The 19,174-nt window shown below is 65.0% G+C and carries 18 protein-coding genes and 1 pseudogene; 12 read left to right on the top strand and 7 right to left on the bottom strand.

Going from position 1 to position 19,174, the window contains the following annotated elements:
• Positions 1-14: 14 nt before the first annotated feature.
• The 10 genes and pseudogenes from priS to leuD all read left to right on the top strand — a co-directional run bounded on the left by priS (position 15) and on the right by leuD (position 10,704).
• Complete coding sequence (priS, locus tag NGM29_RS07740) at positions 15-1,190, top strand: DNA primase small subunit PriS (protein ID WP_254159890.1); 1,176 nt, start codon at positions 15-17, stop codon at positions 1,188-1,190.
• Positions 1,187-2,089 carry a DNA replication complex subunit Gins51 gene (locus NGM29_RS07735; RefSeq protein ID WP_254159889.1) on the top strand — a complete coding sequence of 301 codons (903 nt, stop codon included), beginning with the start codon at positions 1,187-1,189 and terminating at the stop codon, positions 2,087-2,089. The genes priS and NGM29_RS07735 overlap by 4 nt, the downstream gene beginning before the upstream one ends.
• A 57-nt stretch (positions 2,090-2,146) precedes the next feature.
• On the top strand, positions 2,147-2,602 hold the full coding sequence (gene bcp, locus NGM29_RS07730) for a thioredoxin-dependent thiol peroxidase (protein ID WP_254159887.1): 456 nt from the start codon (positions 2,147-2,149) through the stop codon (positions 2,600-2,602).
• Between the two features lie 473 nt (positions 2,603-3,075).
• Positions 3,076-4,319 (top strand): annotated as a pseudogene (locus NGM29_RS07725) (LeuA family protein).
• Between the two features lie 394 nt (positions 4,320-4,713).
• Positions 4,714-6,540 (top strand): biosynthetic-type acetolactate synthase large subunit, encoded by a 1,827-nt coding sequence (ilvB, locus tag NGM29_RS07720; RefSeq protein WP_254159884.1) that lies wholly within the window; start codon positions 4,714-4,716, stop codon positions 6,538-6,540.
• 88 nt (positions 6,541-6,628) lie between these two features.
• Entirely contained in the window at positions 6,629-7,291 is a 663-nt protein-coding gene (gene ilvN / locus NGM29_RS07715; protein ID WP_254159883.1) for an acetolactate synthase small subunit, read from the top strand.
• Positions 7,284-8,354: a ketol-acid reductoisomerase gene (gene ilvC, locus NGM29_RS07710; RefSeq protein ID WP_254159882.1), complete on the top strand. Its 1,071-nt coding sequence runs from the start codon at positions 7,284-7,286 to the stop codon at positions 8,352-8,354. Before ilvN ends, ilvC begins: the two co-directional genes overlap by 8 nt.
• A 73-nt stretch (positions 8,355-8,427) precedes the next feature.
• On the top strand, positions 8,428-8,667 hold the full coding sequence (locus tag NGM29_RS07705; protein WP_254159881.1) for a DUF7989 family protein: 240 nt from the start codon (positions 8,428-8,430) through the stop codon (positions 8,665-8,667).
• A complete protein-coding gene (gene leuC, locus NGM29_RS07700; protein WP_254159880.1) occupies positions 8,664-10,085 on the top strand; it encodes a 3-isopropylmalate dehydratase large subunit in 1,422 nt (473 codons plus the stop codon). The genes NGM29_RS07705 and leuC overlap by 4 nt, the downstream gene beginning before the upstream one ends.
• Positions 10,078-10,704 (top strand): 3-isopropylmalate dehydratase small subunit, encoded by a 627-nt coding sequence (leuD, locus tag NGM29_RS07695; protein ID WP_254159879.1) that lies wholly within the window; start codon positions 10,078-10,080, stop codon positions 10,702-10,704. The genes leuC and leuD overlap by 8 nt, the downstream gene beginning before the upstream one ends.
• A 234-nt stretch (positions 10,705-10,938) precedes the next feature.
• On the opposite strand, the gene NGM29_RS21450 is transcribed toward leuD, so the two are convergent.
• The 4 genes from NGM29_RS21450 to NGM29_RS07670 all read right to left on the bottom strand — a co-directional run bounded on the left by NGM29_RS21450 (position 10,939) and on the right by NGM29_RS07670 (position 14,846).
• Entirely contained in the window at positions 10,939-11,565 is a 627-nt protein-coding gene (locus tag NGM29_RS21450) for an alpha/beta fold hydrolase (protein ID WP_425499245.1), read from the bottom strand.
• Between the two features lie 198 nt (positions 11,566-11,763).
• The gene (locus NGM29_RS07680; protein WP_254159876.1) at positions 11,764-12,588 is read right to left on the bottom strand and encodes a class I SAM-dependent methyltransferase; all 825 of its coding nucleotides are present in this window, start codon (positions 12,586-12,588) and stop codon (positions 11,764-11,766) included.
• A gap of 184 nt (positions 12,589-12,772) precedes the next feature.
• On the bottom strand, positions 12,773-13,597 hold the full coding sequence (locus NGM29_RS07675; protein WP_254159875.1) for a helix-turn-helix transcriptional regulator: 825 nt from the start codon (positions 13,595-13,597) through the stop codon (positions 12,773-12,775).
• 190 nt (positions 13,598-13,787) lie between these two features.
• A complete protein-coding gene (locus NGM29_RS07670) occupies positions 13,788-14,846 on the bottom strand; it encodes a class I SAM-dependent methyltransferase (protein ID WP_254159872.1) in 1,059 nt (352 codons plus the stop codon).
• Between the two features lie 352 nt (positions 14,847-15,198).
• Between NGM29_RS07670 and NGM29_RS07665 the strand changes: the two genes are divergently transcribed.
• Positions 15,199-16,047: a helix-turn-helix transcriptional regulator gene (locus NGM29_RS07665; protein ID WP_254159871.1), complete on the top strand. Its 849-nt coding sequence runs from the start codon at positions 15,199-15,201 to the stop codon at positions 16,045-16,047.
• 308 nt (positions 16,048-16,355) lie between these two features.
• Here NGM29_RS07665 and NGM29_RS07660 read toward each other — a convergent pair whose 3' ends face one another.
• Complete coding sequence (locus NGM29_RS07660; RefSeq protein ID WP_254159870.1) at positions 16,356-16,535, bottom strand: hypothetical protein; 180 nt, start codon at positions 16,533-16,535, stop codon at positions 16,356-16,358.
• 155 nt (positions 16,536-16,690) lie between these two features.
• Here NGM29_RS07660 and NGM29_RS07655 point away from each other — a divergent pair, with 155 nt between their 5' ends.
• Positions 16,691-17,671 carry an isocitrate/isopropylmalate dehydrogenase family protein gene (locus NGM29_RS07655; RefSeq protein ID WP_254159869.1) on the top strand — a complete coding sequence of 327 codons (981 nt, stop codon included), beginning with the start codon at positions 16,691-16,693 and terminating at the stop codon, positions 17,669-17,671.
• A gap of 36 nt (positions 17,672-17,707) precedes the next feature.
• On the opposite strand, the gene NGM29_RS07650 is transcribed toward NGM29_RS07655, so the two are convergent.
• Both NGM29_RS07650 and dph5 read right to left on the bottom strand, forming a co-directional pair.
• A complete protein-coding gene (locus NGM29_RS07650) occupies positions 17,708-18,316 on the bottom strand; it encodes a GrpB family protein (protein WP_254159868.1) in 609 nt (202 codons plus the stop codon).
• Between the two features lie 9 nt (positions 18,317-18,325).
• Positions 18,326-19,099 (bottom strand): diphthine synthase, encoded by a 774-nt coding sequence (gene dph5 / locus NGM29_RS07645; RefSeq protein WP_254159867.1) that lies wholly within the window; start codon positions 19,097-19,099, stop codon positions 18,326-18,328.
• Between the last annotated feature and the right edge of the window lie 75 nt (positions 19,100-19,174).

Below are 19,174 nucleotides of genomic sequence, written 5' to 3'. Positions count from 1 at the left end.
ACTACCGGGGACGCATGGAGGAGCGCACGCGGGCCTATCTTCGGGGGCGATTTCGGGACCACTACCGACGGACGGAGATCACCCTGCCCCCGGAGGCGAACGAACGCGAGTGGGGCTACATTCCCTGGACGGAGGGCCCCAAGACCAGGATGGTTCGTCACCGCTCTCTCCTCGAACTCGGCTCGCTCGAGGACTTCCTCGAGCGCGAGCGCCCCCAGCACGTCTACTTCTCGGTCGGGCGCTACCGCGACCCCGGCGCGAACTCGATGAGCGCGAAGGACTGGCGCTCCTCGGATCTGGTCTTCGACCTGGACGCCGACCACCTACCGAGCGTGACCCTCGGGGAGGACTCCTACGCGGAGATGCTCGAGAAGTGCAAGGACGCCCTGTTTCGCTTGCTCGACTTCCTCGAGGACGACTTCGCGTTCGAGGACCTCGAGGTCGTCTTCTCGGGCGGACGGGGCTATCACGTTCACGTCCGCGACGAGTGCGTTCAACAGTTAGAGAGCGACCACCGCCGGGAGATCGTCGACTACGTCCGCGGGATCGGCCTGGAGTACGACGCGCTGATCGAGACCGAGACCGTCGCCGGACTGGGCCGAAAGACGCCCACCCAGCGTCGCCACCTCTCGATCAACGGCGGCTGGGGCCGGCGCACCCACCGGCGGTTCATGGACTACGTCGACGACCTTCTCGACCTCGAGGAAGACGCCGCCCTCGAGAAACTGCAGTCGTTCGACGGCATCGGCGAGGGGAAGGCCCAGGCGACGCTCAACGCCGCCCGGAACAACCGCACGGAACTCGAGGCGGGGAACGTGACCGTCCACACGGCGGTCTCCCAGCTCGCCGAGCGCTTCGCCGGGCGCGCCGTCGAGGCCGACAACGCGCCGATCGACGAACCGGTCACGACGGACACGAACCGGCTCATCCGTCTGCCGGGGAGCCTCCACGGCGGCAGCGCGCTCGAGACGCGACGAATCGACCGGAACAACCTGGCCGAGTTCGACCCGCTGGTCGACGCCGTCCCCGAGACGTTCCGTGGCCACGAGATCGCCGTCGACGTGAACCGCGGCGGCAAGGTCGAACTGGGGGGCGATATCTTTACAGTCCAGGAGGGTGACCAGTCACTACCGGAGTACGTCGCCATGTTTCTGATGGCACGTGGCCGCGCCGAAAAGGAGAAAGAATGAATCTCGACGAATTACGCACGGTGCAGAGCAAGGAGCGTCAGAAGGACAGCCTCCAGCACCTGCGTCCGTCATTTTACAAAGAAGTCGGCGAGTACATCGCGAACCTCGAGGACGAGCGCGAACGCGTCGCCGAGGCCGTCGACGACCCCTTCTCCTCGCCCGAGGTTGGACGCCTGACGGACGAAATCGAGACGGCGAAGGACGTCGTCGAGGCCATCTACGAGCGTCGGATGGGAAAACTCGTCAAGCAAGCGAGCCTCGCCGCGGCCGGGATGCCCGCCGACGACGAGGGACTGACCGCGGAGGAGTCCGACCTGTTCACCGACCTCGTCGACCGCATCCAGGGCAACAAACAGCGCGTGCTCGATGTACTCGACGGAAATGAGGACGCAGTCGCGGAGGCGGCGGCCTCGAGCGAGTCGACCGTTCCCGATCCGTCAGCCGACCCCGGCGACGCGCTGGCCGACGTGGCCGGTTCCGCGAGCGACGAGTCGACTGCCGACCCGTCGTCGGAGGGATCGGTTAGCGTCGCCGACGCCATGGGCGGAGACCTGCCCTCGAGCAACGACGCGGATGCCGTCGATGCCGCCGAGGCAGGGACTACGAGTGGAGTGGGAGGCGCCGGCGACGACGTCCCGCCACCGCCGCCGGACGAACCGCCCGCGGACCGCGAGGACGCTAACGACGCCGAACCCGGTGCCGAGACGACGGGCGGCGAGGGCTCGAGCGATGTGGCACCCGACGTCGACCGCGTCACCGTCCGCATCACTCGCGACGTCGGCTCGATCCTCGGGATCGACGACCGCGAGTACACCCTCGCGACCGACGACGTCGTCACGCTGCCCGAGCAGAACGCGACGCCACTGGTCGAGCGCGAGGCGGCCGAACCGCTCGAGTAGATCGACGTACACGTAGCGGACCGACAACACTACAACCCGCGAGACGAATCACGGGACATGCTCGAGGCTGGCGACAACGCACCCGACTTTGCACTGCCGAACCAGCACGGCGAGACGGTTCGCCTGGACGACTTCGAGGGCCAGCACCTGATCGTGTACTTCTACCCCCGAGCGAACACCGAGGGCTGTACGGTCGAGGCCTGTGAATTCCGCGACGCGCGCCCGACGCTCGAGACCGAAAATGCGGCCGTCGTCGGGATCAGCGACGATCCCGTTTCCGACCTCGAGGACTTCGCAGCGGACTACGACCTCGAGTTCGACCTGCTGTCGGACGAAGACGGCTCCGTGTCGGCCGCGTACGACTCCTACGGCGAGAAGCAGATGTTTGGGAACACGTTCGACGGTGTCTTCCGGAACACGTTCGTCGTCGGCCCGGACGGCACCATCGAGGCGGTGTTCGAGGGCGTCACCCCCGAGGGGCACGCCGACGAAGTGCTGAACGTTCTCGAGTGAGCGTCCGGACGGTTCGGTTTCGATTCCGGTTCTCGGTACGATAACGACGATCCGGGCGCGCGTTCTTTTCGAAAGGAGTAGTATCGCGACTGGGTGATTCCCTCGAAACTTCTCGGGGAAGCACTCGAGTCGTTACCGCGGCGTGGTCGACGGTGATGTCCACCCGGGTGGACGACGACGCTCCTCCAAGTGAACGACGATGATCTCCCAGGTGGACGAACGACCAACTCCCAGCGCGCGCGACCGGCCACATCGTTACGTCCTCAACAAATCGAGCGGAATTTACAATGCTACGTCGTACCGTGTCCGGAACTGGCATAGTATCATTGGGTGGCGTATAAGGTCTACCCGTTCGATATAGGTCGTTTACGTCGTGCGGTTTTTCGAACCTGAACGATCGTACATTGGCGTGCAAAAACTGCCAGCATCTGTTTCAGCGCCAGGTTTATATACTCCCTCGGGCCTGGGGTTGGATACATGTCGACACCAAACGACACCGGCTCTGAGAACCCTCAGGGCGGTCGAGTTCTTCCAGGGCACGTTAGATTCTACTGACGAAATCGCAACCGCACGCGTTTTCGACACGACCCTGCGCGATGGCGAACAGTCCCCAGGCACCTCGTTCTCGTACGACGACAAGCGCGAGATCGCGCGAATCCTGGATGAAATGGAAACTCACGTCATCGAAGCAGGCTTCCCCGTTAACTCCGACGCCGAGTTCGAAGCCGTCAGCGACATCGCGTCGTCGACCCAGACGACGACCTGTGGACTGGCCCGCGTCGTCGACAAAGACGTCGAAGCGGCACTGAACTCCGGCGTCGAGATGGTCCACGTCTTCGTCTCCACCAGCGACGTCCAGATCGAGGACTCGATGCACTCGAGCCGAGAGGCCGTCGTCGAACGCGCGATTGACGCCGTCGAACGCGTCACCGAGGCGGGCGCGATCTGCATGTTCTCGCCGATGGACGCCACCCGGACCGACGAGCCGTTCCTGCTCGAGGTCATCGAGGCCGTCACCGAGGCGGGAACCGACTGGATCAACGTCCCCGACACGTGCGGGGTCGCGACCCCACGACGGTTCTACGATCTGATCGAGACCATCACCGACCACACCGACGCGCACATCGACGTCCACACCCACGACGACTTCGGGCTGGCGACAGCGAACGCGCTGGCGGGGATCGAAGCAGGCGCCGACCAGGCCCAGGTCTCGGTCAACTCGATCGGCGAGCGCGCCGGCAACGCCGCCTACGAGGAGTTCGTAATGGCCGTCGAGTCGGTCTACCAGGCCGACACGGGCATCGACACGACGCGGATCACCGAACTCTCTCAGGTCGTCGCCGATCGAAGCGGCGTCCCGGTCCCCTCGAACAAGCCGGTCGTGGGCGCGAACGCCTTCTCCCACGAGAGCGGCATCCACGCCGCCGGCGTCATCGAGAACGCCGACACCTTCGAACCCGGCGTCATGACCCCGGAAATGGTCGGCGCCCGGCGTCGACTCGTCCTGGGGAAACACACGGGAACTCACTCGGTCCGCGAACGACTGGTCGAGACGGGCTTCGACCCGACCGAGACCGAGGTCCGGGCCGTGACCCGCCGCGTCAAGGACTACGGCGCCGAGAAGCGTCGCGTCACGGTCTCCGACCTCGAGCGATTCGCCGAAGCGGAAGGCGTCGCTCGGCTCCCCGAACGGGAGCGAGAGGAGGTGCAGGCGTAACGATGCACCCTTCGGTTGCTTCGGCCGGCCAGCGTCGGCTGTCGGGAACAGGCGCCGCGCGTGGCGGCGTTGCCTCGAGTGGTGGGCGGGCCTCGTCCGCTGACTCGAGCCCGAGCAACGTTTGCCAGCCGGGAAACGGTTATATGCCTCGAGGCGTCTACCAGTGTAGTAATGACGACCCGCGCTTCCAGATCGGCTCACGATGCCGACAGCGGCGCGGTCGCGACGTTCATTATTGTAGGGGCCGCCTAGCCCCTCACTTCACCCTCCCTGTCCCGACGTTGCACCGATTTCCTAGCGACCAGCGACGCACCACCTACAGTCCCCAGCGACCCCGAACGATGACACGACAGCACACACGAAATCGCCGCCATCCGGCGGCAGGAGGGTATCGATGAGCGAACGCGCGACACCGGTGACACCGCGGACCGAAGCGGACGCGAGTGAGGCGGAAACCGAGCGCGAGCGCATCACCGACTCCGAGGCCGCCGCCTCGAGCGAACCGAGTTCGAAAACCAGCACCTCGACGAAACCGGTGACGACGGGCGCCGAGTCCGTCGTCCGCGCACTCGAGACCGCGGGCGCCGAGTACGTCTTCGGCGTCCAGGGCGGAGCGATCATGCCCGTCTACGACGCGCTCTACGATTCCGAGATCCGCCACGTGACGATGGCTCACGAGCAGGGCGCCTCCCACGCCGCCGACGCCTACGGCATCGTCTCCGGCGACCCGGGCGTCTGCTTCGCGACCTCCGGACCCGGCGCGACGAACCTGGTGACGGGCATCGCCGACGCCGACATGGACTCGGACCCGATGATCGCGCTGACGGGCCAGGTGCCGACCGGGATGGTCGGCAACGACGCCTTCCAGGAGACCGACACCACGGGCGTCACGAAGCCTATCACGAAGGCCAACACGTTCTCGAGCGACCCCGACCGCGTCGGCGACGACGTCGGCGAGGCGTTCGCGCTCGCGGGCGCGGGTCGACCTGGCCCGACGCTGGTCGACCTGCCGAAGGACGTGACCCTAGGCGAGACCTCGAACGAGCCAGGCCAGCCGCGGACGCCCGACACCTACGAGGTGCAGGAGCACGCTGATCCCGAGACGGTTCGGCTGGCCGCGCGCCGCATCGAACAGTCCGCGAAGCCGGTCATGCTCCTCGGCGGCGGCGTCATCAAGGGCAACGCCACCGAGGCCGTCCGGGCGTTCGCGATAGAACACGAGATTCCGGTCGTGACCACGATGCCCGGCCTCGGCGTGTTCCCCGAGGATCACGAGCTCGCGATGGAGATGGCCGGGATGCACGGGACGGGATACGCCAACATGGCGATCACCCACTGCGACACCCTGATCGGCGTCGGCACCCGGTTCGACGACCGGCTGACCGGCGGCATCAAGCACTTCGCGCCCGACGCGGAGGTCATCCACGTCGACATCGATCCGGCCGAGATCAGCAAGAACATCCACGCGGAGTACCCGCTCGTCGGCGACGCGGAAACGGTGATTGAGCAGTTGACCGACGAGGTGACGGACTCGCCGCAGGCCACCAAATGGCGCGCCCAGTGCCAGCAGTGGAAGTCCGACTACTCGATGGCCTACCGGACGCCCGAGGACGAACCGGTCCAGCCGCCGTTCGTCGTCGAAGCGCTCGACGAGGCCACGAGCGACCGGGCGATCGTGACTACGGGCGTCGGCCAACACCAGATGTGGGCCTGCCAGTACTGGACGTTCACCGAACCCCGGACCTGGGTCTCGAGCCACGGGCTCGGGACGATGGGCTACGGCCTGCCCGCCGCCATCGGTGCGCGACTCGCCGCCGAGGACGACCAGGAGGTCGTCTGCTTCGAGGGCGACGGCTCGTTCCTGATGACGATCCAGGAACTCGCCGTGGCCGTCCGCGAGAACATGGACATCACTGTCGTCGTGCTCAACAACGAGTACATCGGCATGGTCCGCCAGTGGCAGGACGCCTTCTTCGAGGGCCGACACACCGCCTCGGAGTACAACTGGTGTCCCGAGTTCGATACCCTGGCCGAAGCGTTCGGCGCGAAGGGATTCCGCATCGACGACTACGACGAGGTCGCCGACACGGTCGAGGCCGCGCTGGCCTACGACGGCCCCTCGGTGATCGACGCGCACGTCGATCCGCGGGCGAACGTCTACCCCATGGTACCGAGCGGCGGCGACAACGGGCGGTTCGCGCTGTCGGAGGGTCAGCTATGACCGGGACGCGAACGCGACCAGTTACGACCGGAAGGCGAGCGCGGTTCGACGGCGCGCGACGCTCGAGGCCGGCCTCGAGGTGGTCCGCGTGACCGACCGACGCGGACTCGAGGGGCCCGCTCCCGACGAACGGCCGGCCCCGGCGGGCAAGCGCAATGAACTCGGTATCCGGGTCGATCCGGAAGTCGAGGCCGCCCGCCCGCCGCGGCGGACCGTCATCTCGGCGCTCGTCGAGCACGAACCCGGCGTGCTCTCGGACGTCTCGGGGCTGTTCTCGAGGCGGCAATTCAACATCGAGAGCCTCACCGTCGGCCCCACGGAGGACGAGGACCACGCGCGCATGACGATCGTCGTCGAGGAGCCCGATCCCGGGATCGAGCAGGCGAAAAAACAGCTCCGGAAGTTGATCCCGGTGATCGCGGTTCGCGAACTCGAGCCGGATGCGATGCGTCGCGAACTGGCGCTCGTGAAGGTGAACGCGACGCGACCGGATCGGGTCGCCGCCGTCGCGGAGATGTACGGCGGGAAGACCGTCGACGCCAGTCCGGAGACGGCGACAATCGAGCTCACCGGCTCGCGCCAGAAGATCGACGCAGCGATCGACTCGTTCGGCCAGTTCGGGATCCGCGAGATTTCCCGGACGGGGACGACTGCGATGGCCCGCAGGACCGACGACACGGCCGCCGGGACGTACGCAGCAGCACAGCAAACAGACCACGCGACACACACCATTCCAGCAGACGATGACTGAACACACCGACACCACCACGGACGACGAGACGTTTACGACCAACATCTACTACGGCGACGACGCCGACGCCAGCCACATCGAGGACAAGACCGTTGCCGTCCTCGGTTACGGAAGCCAGGGCCACGCCCACGCGCTCAACCTCCACGACAGCGGGATCGACGTGGTCGTTGGCCTCCGCGAGGACTCGAGTTCCTGGAGCCAGGCCGAAAAGGACGGACTGCGGGTGACGACGCCCGACGACGCCACCGCGGAAGCCGACGTGATCATGTTCCTCGTCCCCGACACCATCCAGCCCGCGGTCTTCGAGGCCGTCCTCGACGGCCTCGAGGAGGGCAACACGGTCATGTTCGCTCACGGGTTCAACATCCACTACAACCAGATCCAGCCCCCCGAGTACGTCGACGTGACGATGGCCGCACCCAAAGGGCCCGGCCACATCGTCCGGCGCGATTACGAGAACGGCGGCGGCACGCCGGCCCTGATCGCGGTCGAGCAAAACTACACCGGCGAGGCAAAAGACGAAGCTCTCGCCTACGCGCAGGCGATCGGCGGCACGCGAGCCGGCGTCATTGAGACGACTTTCCAGGAGGAGGTCGAAACGGACCTCTTCGGCGAACAGGCCGTCCTCTGTGGCGGTGTGACTTCGCTGGTCAAACACGGGTACGAGACCCTCGTCGATGCGGGCTACTCTCCCGAGATGGCCTACTTCGAGTGCCTGAACGAGTTGAAGCTGATCGTCGATCTGATGTACGAGGGCGGACTCGGCGGCATGTGGCACTCAGTGTCGTATACGGCCGAATACGGCGGCCTCTCTCGAGGGGACCGCATCGTCGACGAGGGCGTCCGTGAGAACATGGAGGATACCCTCGAGGAGATCCAAAACGGCGAATTCGCCCGCGAGTGGATCAACGAGAACCAGGCGGGCCGCCCGGCGTACAGTCAGCTCAAACAGCGGGACGAGCAACACGAGATCGAGGCGGTGGGCGCGCCACTCCGCGACCTCTTCGAGTGGGAAGACGACGTGAACGAGACTGAACAGACCGAAGTTCCAGCAGACGACTAGACCGATGACACGAACGACAGACGCTCCAAAACCGACGAATTCGAGGCAATCGACCGAATCGATCCGACCGACGATGGCCGAAACCAGCCACACGAACCCCTACACGGGCGAATCGACGGGGCAGCTGTTCAGCCGCGGACCAATCGTGGCCGCCGACGGCGGAGAAGCCGAGGCGGTCCCCGACACTGACGGCGACGACCCGTCGCGGGAAACCACCCCGATGAAAGACGTGAGCCACACGCCGCCGCGCGACGCCGACGACGCGAACGCGGTGTTCGAGCGCGGCGGGACCGAGGTCGGAGCCGACGAATGAGCGAGGGAACGCTCTACGACAAGGTCTGGGACCGCCACGCGGTCACCCGTCTGCCCACCGGCCAGGACCAGCTGTTCGTCGGCCTCCACCTCATTCACGAGGTGACGAGCCCGCAGGCGTTCGGGATGCTCCGCGAGCGAGACCTCGAGGTCGCCTACCCCGACCTGACCCACGCGACGGTCGATCACATCGTGCCGACCTCGAGCAAGGAGCGCCCGTACGCCGACACGGCGGCCGAGGAGATGATGGCCGAACTCGAGGAAAACGTCCACGAGTCGGGCATCGAGTTCTCCCACCCCGACACGGGCGAACAGGGCATCGTCCACGTCATCGGCCCGGAGCAGGGGCTGACCCAGCCCGGGACGACCATCGTCTGCGGCGACAGCCACACCTCGACCCACGGCGCCTTCGGCGCGCTCGCGTTCGGGATCGGCACGAGCCAGATCCGGGACGTGCTCGCCACGGGCACCGTCGCGATGGAGAAACAGAAAGTTCGCAAGATCGAGGTCACCGGCGAACTGGGCGACGGCGTCGAAGCCAAAGACGTCATCCTCGAGATCATCCGGCGACTCGGCACCGAGGGCGGCGTCGGCTACGTCTACGAGTACGCTGGCGAGGCCATCGAGAACCTCGACATGGAGGGGCGAATGTCGATCTGCAACATGTCCATCGAGGGCGGCGCCCGTGCGGGCTACGTCAACCCCGACGAGACCACCTACGCGTGGCTCGAGGGCCGCGAGCGCGTCCCCGAGGGCGAGGCCTTCGAGGAGCGAAAGGCGTACTGGGAGTCGATCCGATCGGACGACAACGCCGAGTACGACGACGTCGTGACGATCGACGGCGGCGAACTCGAGCCGGTCGTCACCTGGGGCACCACGCCAGCACAGGGCGTCGGCGTCACCGAGCCGATTCCCGAGCCCGAGGACCTCCCCGCGGACAAGGTCGAGACGGCACGCCGCGCCCAGGAGCACATGCGAGTCGAACCGGGCGAGACGATGGAGGGCTACCCCATCGACGTCGCCTTCCTGGGTTCGTGTACCAACGCGCGCCTGCCGGACCTCCGGCGGGCCGCTCGCCTCGTGAAGGGCCGGACCGTCGATCCCGACGTCCGCGCGATGGTCGTTCCCGGCAGCCAGCAGGTCAAGCAGGCCGCCGAGGCGGAGGGCCTGGACGAAATCTTCACCGAGGCCGGCTTCGACTGGCGCGGCGCCGGCTGCTCGATGTGTCTCGGAATGAACGAGGACCAGCTCGAGGGCGACGAGGCCTGTGCCTCCTCCTCGAACCGGAACTTCGTCGGCCGCCAGGGGAGCAAGGACGGCCGAACCGTGTTAATGAACCCCCGGATGGTCGTCGCGGCGGCGATCAACGGGGAAGTGACTGACGTGCGGGCGATGAAGGAGGTGACGGTGAATGAGTAACGAACTCGAGATTCCGAGCGTCGATTCGGTATCGGGAACGGGCGTCGCCGTCCGCGGCAACGACATCGACACCGACCAGATCATCCCGGCCCGGTTCATGAAGGTCGTTACGTTCGACGGCCTGGGCGAGTTCGCCTTCTTCGATCAGCGATTCGACGACGACGACAACGAGAAGGACCACCCGCTGAACGAGCCACAGAATCGGGACGCTTCCGTGATGGTCGTCAACGCCAACTTCGGCTGTGGCTCCTCTCGCGAGCACGCCCCCCAGGCGCTCATGCGCTGGGGCATCGACGCCTTCATCGGCGAGAGCTTCGCCGAAATCTTCGCGGGGAACTGTCTCGCGCTCGGGATGCCCACCCTCGAGGCCGACACCGAGGTCGTCGAGGAGTTACAGGCGTGGGTCGAAGCGAATCCCGACGGCGAGATCGACGTCGACGTGGCCGAGGAAACCGTCACCTACGGCGGGAAGACGGTCGGCGTGCGCGTCGACGACGCCCAGCGAAAGGCCCTCGTCGATGGCGTCTGGGACACCACGGCGCTGATGAAGGCGAACGCCGAGGCCGTCGACGAGACTGCCGAAAGTCTCCCTTACGTGGAAGACGGAAAACGAGTGTAGGTCCGCTTTTCGTTCATCGATCCGGACGAGACGATTCTGCTGAGGCGATACCGGTGAACGTGGTTTTCCACTCCGTTGAGCCCGCCTCGAGCGGCAGGTTCGATCCCGTTCCGGGTACGCACAGGTAGTACAGTTCTCGATCTTTATCCTTCGATGGGCAACCAGTCGTCGAGCACCTCGTACAGTGCTTCCAGGAACGCTTCGGGCTGTTCGAGTTTGGGATCGTCACCGGCGTCATCGATCACACGCAGAGGCCATCCGTAACAGGCGCTCGCGTCTTTGGCAATTTCGAGCCGTACGGCGCGGTCGTCTCGGCCCCAGATCAGGGACGTCGGAACGGTGATTCGCTCTACGTCCGCTGCCGGTATCGTGGGTACCCCGATCTCCTTCATCATGGTTCGCATGGAGGCTTTCACACTCGGCGTCCGCGAACGCTCGAGGTTGTACGCCAGGAACGGCTCCCAGTCCTCGCCCATCTGCTCGACCAGGCCGTCCCGATCCGACCAGACACTGGTCGAGGAAACTGTGGTACGCGCGATCCGACGGTCGCACGAGGAACCGGACCAAAACGAACGCAAACGTCGCGGATGGTCGAAACGGACCGAGGCCGAACGTGTCTACGAGGACCAGCCCTCGGAGTCGATCGCTGTGATTGCTCGCGAACCGAGTCGCGATTGCGCCACCGAGCAGGTGCCCTACCAGCGTCGGCGGCGTCGGACAGGTCTGTTCGATCAGTTCGCCAAGCCACGCTTTCACGGCGTCAGCGTCCATCGCGTTGGCCGTGACCGTCGAGGCCCCGTGACCGGGCAGATCGGGAACGATCACGCGATGGGTCGTCACCAGGTCCGGGATGGTCCGCATCCACCAGAAGGCCGATTCGCCGGGACCATGCAAGAGGACGATCGGCGGACCGTTGCCGCCCTCCAGAACGGCTGTCGAAACCCCAGCTAGCTCCAGTCGTCGTTCCGTTACAGGGAGGCCGCCAAGCAGCCGCTCTCGAGCATCCTCCGCTTGTCGTTCCTGTGTGTCCTATGTGATCATTGGTTTCCTCCGATCAGCTCACTTTGTTCCGATAGCAATGTTGACGGTGTTGTTCAACATGGCCGGACCGCTCCCGTCGGAACGCTCGCTCAGTTTGTCGTCCAGCACCGTCTGGGCCGCCTTTCTCTGCTCCGCCGTCAGATCGGCGACTAAATCGGCTCCAATCGGATTGCTGGCGGTCACCCAGTCCCATAGCTGCGTGCCGGAGTGGAACGCCAGCCGATGATTCGTCGTCTCCACGCGAATCTCCGTGAGACCGGCGTCGGCCAGTTTCTCGTGCAACTTCTCGGAATCTTCCACTTGGAACGGTAACGGCGGTGGGTCTGACGGAAGGCCGGCGAAATCTGGGACGATAGCTTTCACGGCCCCGATGAAGAATCCCAAAAACTCGATTTCGGCGGGCGGTCCCATCGTGACCAGTAGCACGCGGCCACCGGGTCTGGTAACGCGCGTCATTTCGTCCAGTCCCTGCGGGAGGTCGGGGAACAGCATGACGCCGAACTGTGATCCGGCGATGTCGAAGGTGTCGTCCTCGAGCTCGAGGGCGTGTCCATCCATGACGCGGACCTCCAGGGTGGAGAGCCCCTCGTCACGTGCACGCGCCTCGAGACGCTCGACCATGGCGGGAGAGATGTCCGTTGCCAGCACCTGGGCCCCCGCGCGAGCCGCGGGGATGCTCAACGCACCACTGCCGGCCGCGACGTCCAGCACTCGCGTTCCAGGCTGGAGCCCCAACCGTTCGAGGGCCTCTTCCGCTATGGCCATGTTCGACGGGGTGACGTACTCGTCGTATCCCGACGCGATTTCGGTCCATTCGTCCTGGATTTCTGTTTGTTCGAGCATGATTCCTCGAATCGCAGTACGCTCGCTGGATATATCTACATATCCGGCGAAATATTTCGCCCCGTGAAGAAACAGTTGGAGTCACGACAGTTTGTCTCTGCACGGTGGACCGGCGTGGTCGTCAGGGGCGGTGGTTCCTGACGTATCATTAGTCGTTGAAGTTTCTTCGACTCCCAAACGCGTTCTATGGGTGGAGGTCCGGCGAGTTGAGCGTCTCGAACGCCTGGGGGTCGACTGGCCTCGCCTCGTCACGGACGCGCTCGAAGGTGGCAATGGCCCACTCTCGAGCTGCCGGTGCATCCGTATCGATTACGGCCGTCAGCGCTCCGGTTTCGGGGTCGTGACAGCAGATGCCGGCGCGGTCGTCGACGATGCCGAGCCCACACCGGGACCTGTCGGGGAGGCCGTCGTGGACGAGGAGGGTACAGTGTTCACACGATGCCGCCTCCATCACTCGTTCTGGATTCCAGGCAAGGGTCTTCTCGAGCGCTGTCGGCGAGTACACGTACTCGAGCTCCATCCCGTCGAGGACGGCCTGGCACACTGTCTCGTTGTTGATCGACTTGAACACGATACTGTCGAACCCCCGCATTCGAGTGGTCCCCTCGATGAGGTGGGTGAGCCGCTCGATCGGCTCGTACGGATAGCCCGGTCCGGGGTACGAGACCACCGCATCGGTGAAGAGGTCGGCGGAGAACCCCTCCATCTCCTGGGGGAGCCACTGCCAGACGTCCCGAAGTCTCCGTTCGATTTCCATTGCCTCGCGGAGCTCGAGGAACCGCTCTGCGACGAACTCGCCGAGTGACGTCAGGTAATAGGTCGGCCCGTCCCGGGCGATCCATCGACGGTCTTCGAAGTCGGCGAGAATCCGACTCATCGTCGGTGTAGAGGCACCAGTCGCGGCGCGGAGATCACGCCGTTCGCGGGCGCCATCGGTCAGCCCCTCCAGGACGCCAACTCGGTGGTTCGATCTGGCGAGAAAGTCGATCTCGTCGAGGGCAGTCTCCATGGTATGTCTACACATGACACTGTATAATGCGTATCGGTGCTCGTCTCCCTCGGTGCGGAATGCGCGCCGTCTACTCAACATCGTCTGAGCGTACTATTCGATACTTGAGTTCGGTTATGCCCAGTGCTCGAGCGGTTCGAGACAAACAGCATTTCGCCTGCACCGGTCCCTATCGCTCGCTCGTCTCGCCTTACGGCTTGGCGTCGAACACGAGATTCAGGGGCGTCTCGGCCGCCCGGCGGAACCGGGTGAAGCCGCCGTCGGTGACGGCTTCCTGAATACCCGTCTCGCCAGCCTGTGCGCCCAGCACGCGCTCGGCCTCCTGGTCGAGTGCGCACGGCGTGCAGATCAGCGTCGAGATCGAGTAGGCTGCCCGCCCCATCGGATTGAGGTTGTCCGCCACGCAGTCGTTGGCGAACAGCTCGACGATCATCCACGTACCGTCGTTGGTAAGCGTCTCACGGACGTGCGCCGCCGCACCCACCGGATCCCCCATGTCGTGGAGGGCGTCGAACGTGGTCACGAAGTCGTACTTCGCGCCATCGTACGACTTGGCCGTCGCCACCTCGAAACTCACGCGGTCGGCGACGCCGGCTTCGGCTGCTCGCTCGCGGGCCGCCGCGACCGACGGTTCGTGGGGGTCGATGCCGACGAACGTCGACTCCGGGTACGCCTCGGCCATCAGGATGGTCGATGCGCCGTGACCACAGCCTACGTCGGCGACGCGCCCACCGCCCTCGAGCGTCGTGTCCACCCCCTCGAGCGCGGGAATCCAGTCGTCGACCAGGTTCGCCGCGTACTGTGGCCGCCAGGAGTACTCGATTGCGTGGAAGAGGTCCGCGTCGTGTTCGTGCCAGCCCACGCCTTCGCCCGTGCGGAACGCTTCGGCGAGCTGTGATTCGATCCTGGCCGCCGACAGGGCGACCTGGAAGTTACCGACCATGAATGCCGGGCTGGTCTCGTCGGCGAGCACTGCGGCCTGCTCGGGGGTGAGGGTGTAGCGGTCCGTCTCCGAATCGTAGGTAACGTACCCCCCGGCAGCCTGTGAGGGGAGCCACTCGCGGACGTACCGTTCCGCGGTGTCCGTTTTCTCGGCCAGTTCGGCCGACGTGAGCGGCCCCGCGTCGGCGAGCGTCTCGTACAGGCCGAGTTCGTCGCCGATGACGACGAGCGGGGCGTGCGCCGTCGCTCCAAAGTCGGTTATGGCCGTCTGCACGTGCTGGTTCAGTCGTTCTTCGTCGAGTGTCATGATCGGTCGTCGTGGGTGTCCTCGGCTGGTTGGGTTGCTGTCGCGGTCGTTCGACTGCCCGGTTCTCACGACCCGCACTCGATGCGGCTCGAGGACCGCCTTCGTGTGGGGTACATTCTCATCCGTCGATTCGCACCAGCATGACGTTCCGGGGGTTACGTCGGTCACGGTGTCTTCGCTGATCACGGTGTGAACGACGAACGGATAGTGACGTGACGCCTGCGTCGGCCGTGGGTCACATTACAGCGACCAGGCCAAATGATCTCGAAGCACTCGGCCAACGATCAGCAGACCATTGGACACGCGCATCTCACCCCATAGGTTAATCCCATGTTGTGGGTTACCAATAGACATGGACGATGCACTCGAGGACGCCGCGTTTCTCGCGAACTCGGAGAACCGCGTGGCAGTCTTGGAGCTCCTGGTCGAGGCACCACGAAGCCACGACGAGATACGTGATCGAATCGGTGCTTCGCGAGTCACGACTGCCCGAATTCTCCGGGAGCTCGAAGCGCGCAACTGGATCGCACGCTCGGGCCAGGAGTGCACGGCGACACCGACTGGTGAATGGGTGTGTGACAAGTTCACGCGCCTGGGGGACGAGATGGAGGCCGAACGTCGTCTGCGTGAACCCCTGCAGTGGCTGCCGTCCGACCTCCTGACGTTCGACGTCCGGCGCCTTCGCGATGCCGAACTCATCGTTCTCGAGGAGAGTGACGCGACCGCTATTATCCGACGGATACTCGAATTTCGCCGCTCTGGCGACCAAATTCGGGGCGTTACGCGCGTGGTCGCCCCGGTGTTCATCGAAAACGACTGGAAATCGACCGTCCACGGAAACACGCACCTCGACATGGTAATCACGCCGGACGTCCTCGACACCATCCGAACTCATTCGACCTCCGCGAAGCAATTGCACGAGATGCTCGATGAAACGAACGTCCACGTTTCTGTCTTCGAAGACATCCCAATTTCAGTGGGGATCGTCGACAGTGCGGTGGGAATTGACCTCACTGACGAGCAGGGCGTCGTCAAAGGAGGGTTCGTCACCGAAGACCAGGCCGTCTACGAGTGGGCAGTCGACCTCTTCGAAACGTGCCGTGACGAAGCGAGGCCAGTGGATCCTGACGAGGTCACGACAGACCACTCGATTGGCGTGAATCCTGCTCGGTCCCGAGAGCGAGACGGGCCCGTGTCGTAGTCCGTATCGCTGGGGTCGACCTCGGATCGTACCGTCTTGCCGTGGGGACCCATCGAACCACTCGTCGCGTGTCGAACCACTCGAGTCCCTTCGAGAACGTTCGATCCAGCGCTGCCGCTGGGTGGCTCACCGGCTACCGTTAGACTCGACGAATCCGTGACGGCGCCGAACTCGTTGACAGTGACCGCTCGAAGCGTTTCAGTCGTCACGTTTCCGTTTTCCGGACGACGGATGCCTCGAGGTGACCGCGGTACCTGGTTACTGGGGGGTGACGGGTCGACGGTACCACGAGGTCCTGTTCAGTTCCGTCACAGGGTTCGTGCGTGGAGCAAGAACCCGAGGGTAAACAGCACCGGAACGACGGTGAGCCATCCGAAGAGGTACAGGAAGAGTACGTTCAGAAGCACCAGCCCGCTGTAAGAAAATTCTCGCTTCCCGAGTGTATTCAGTGTACTGTACGCGATCTGGTTCCGTCCGAGCACCACCATGAAGCAGATACTCGAATGCGAGTATGATAACCTTTCTGGCTATTCGGGTTCCCGAGACTGTACGATATATTGATATACGACCGCTCGTCGACGACCAGAACTGGCAAATATACCGCTTTCGATACCCTCTTTGGGCTTCCAGAACGACTGCAAGCATGACTCACGACATCGCCGTCGTCCCGGGCGACGGCATCGGCCAGGAAGTGACGCCGGCAGCGCTCGAGGTACTCGAGGCGCTGGACATCGACTTTTTGTTTCGCGAAGCGGCTGCGGGCGACGCCGTGAAGGCCGAGACCGGCGAGGCACTTCCACAGGAGACCTACGACCTCGTCGCCTCGAGCGACGCGACGCTCTTCGGTGCCGCGGGCGAAACCGCTGCGGACGTGATTCTTCCGCTGCGCGAGGCCGTCGACTCATTCGTCAACGTTCGGCCCGCCAGGGCCTATCCCGGCGTCGACGCGGTTCGACCGGAGACGGACCTCGTCTTTCTCCGGGAGAACACCGAGGGGGTCTACTCGGGCCACGAAACTCGGTTGAGCGACGACCTCTCGACGCTGACGCGGGTGGTGACCGACTCGGCCTCGCGACGACTCGCCGAGTTCGCCTGCGAGTTCGTCGACGACCGTGGACTCGATGAATTTGCGGTCGTTCACAAGGCCAACGTCATGCGCGAGACGGACGGCCGGTTTCGCGACGCGGTCGTCGACGTTGCCGACGCGGGGGGCGTGGAGACGCAGGAGGTGCTGATGGACGCCTTCGCCACCCACGTCTGTCTCGACCCGACGCAGTTCGACGTGGTCGTCTGCCCGAACCTCGCGGGCGACGTGCTCTCGGACCTCGCGGCGGGGCTCGTCGGCGGTCTTGGCTTGCTCCCAAGCGCGAACGTCGGGCCCGACCGGGCGCTCTTCGAACCGGTCCACGGCACCGCTCCTGACATCGCTGGTCAGGGCGTCGCCAACCCCGCCGCCGCCATCCTCTCGGCGGCGATGTTGCTCGAGTACCTCGGCCATGAGGACGAGGGCGCGGCCGTCCAGGAGGCCGTCGAAGATGTGCTCGAGGAGGGCCCACGGACGGGCGATCTGGGTGGCGACGCCTCGACGGACGAAGTGACGGCGGCAGTTATCGACCGGCTGTAGCGCGTTTCGATTTTTCGCGAGCCGACACTGGTTTGGTCAGGGCCGCTCGTCGACGTCGTATCCTGCCGAGACGGCCCACTCGAGGATCTCTTCGACGAACGGTTCCTTTCGGTCGGTGTACGCCGCCCGCTCATCTAAATAATGCCCCGCGAGCTGTCGCTTGAGCGTCTCGTACGCCTCGGCCGTCGATGGGTTATCGCACATAAAATCTCGGAAGACCACCTGTTCACGGTGACAGTCGCTTCCCCACGACGCGACCGACAGGTAGTGCATCCGGTCGGTTTCCGGCCCCTTCGCGAAGAAGACGCGGTCGGGAACGCCGTCGTTCGGTTGCCGTTCGTATCCGAGGCGCTCGAGCGCTGGTTGCAAACTGGTGACGGCCTCGAGGTCCGCGACCAGGACGAGCAGATCCAGGATCGGCTTCGCGGCGAGTCCGGGGACGGCCGTCGAACCGACGTGCTCGTACCCGAGGACGCGGTCGTCGACCCCGTCACGTTCGAACGCCTGCTCGAGTCGCTCGAGTTCGGCTACGGCCGCGTCGAGCCACCCGGGGTGGTGTGACACGAGGGCGACGGTCCCGCGTGCGAGGCCGAGTGGTGGACCGTCGTTCGGGGGGCAGTCGTTCGGGGGACTGGACTCCGGCATTCGTGCGAATCAGGCGATCTCGAGGTCGTCCCGATCCGCCCCCGCCAGTTCGCAGAGGGCGTCGGCCTCGAGCAGGTGCAGTTCGCCGGGGATCACGAGTAGGTGGAGCGGGTCGCCGAACTCCCGTTCGGCGAGGTCGGTCATCGTCCCGGCCTCGATCAGGGGGTCGGGACTGCCGGCTCGAGCGACGACGACGCCCACCAGGTCGGGGTACGCGTCGGCGAGCAATTCTGCGGCGACGTCGGCGGTCATGTACTCGCCGCGCTCGGCTTTGATGTCGAGGTAGACGACCGTGTGCAGGTTCGCCTCGCGGTTCGCCTCGATGGTCTCGGTGACGCTCGCGGGCAACCCGTCGGCGCCGTGGGCGTAGGGGAACGGGAGGGTCGTCGCCTTCCCGAACCGGTAGTTTTGCAGTCCGGTGAGCGAACTGGTCGCCGTCTGGGCGGTGATACCGTGGATCACGCGCGTCTCGATTCCGCGTTCGTGGGCCCGCAGTCGGAGATCGACGTGCGTGGTCGAGATCATAGTGTCCCCGGCCGTGAGAAAGACGACGTCCTCGGTCTCGGCGGACTCGAGGATGTCGTCGGGGTGCTGTTCGACCCCCGCCCGGTCGCGGACCTCAACGTCGATGCCGTGGTGGTCCTCGAGCGACTCGACGGTAGTCCCGACGAGCTGACTGGTGTAGAACTCGGCGTAGGCGCGGTCGGCGTTCCGGAGGGCGTCCCGGCCCTCGACGGTGATCGACCGCTCGTCGTAGAGGCCGAGTCCGACGAACGTGAGCATACCGGGTCTTTCGGCGGTGGGTGGAATACGCTTTCGAGTCACGCCTACTCTCGAGCGCTACAGCCGTGCGTATCG

It is taken from the genome of Natronosalvus rutilus (assembly GCF_024204665.1).
Taxonomy (GTDB): Archaea; Halobacteriota; Halobacteria; order Halobacteriales; family Natrialbaceae; genus Natronosalvus; species Natronosalvus rutilus.
Note: the sequence above shows the minus strand (reverse complement) of the source record. Positions and strands in the feature narration are given on the sequence as shown.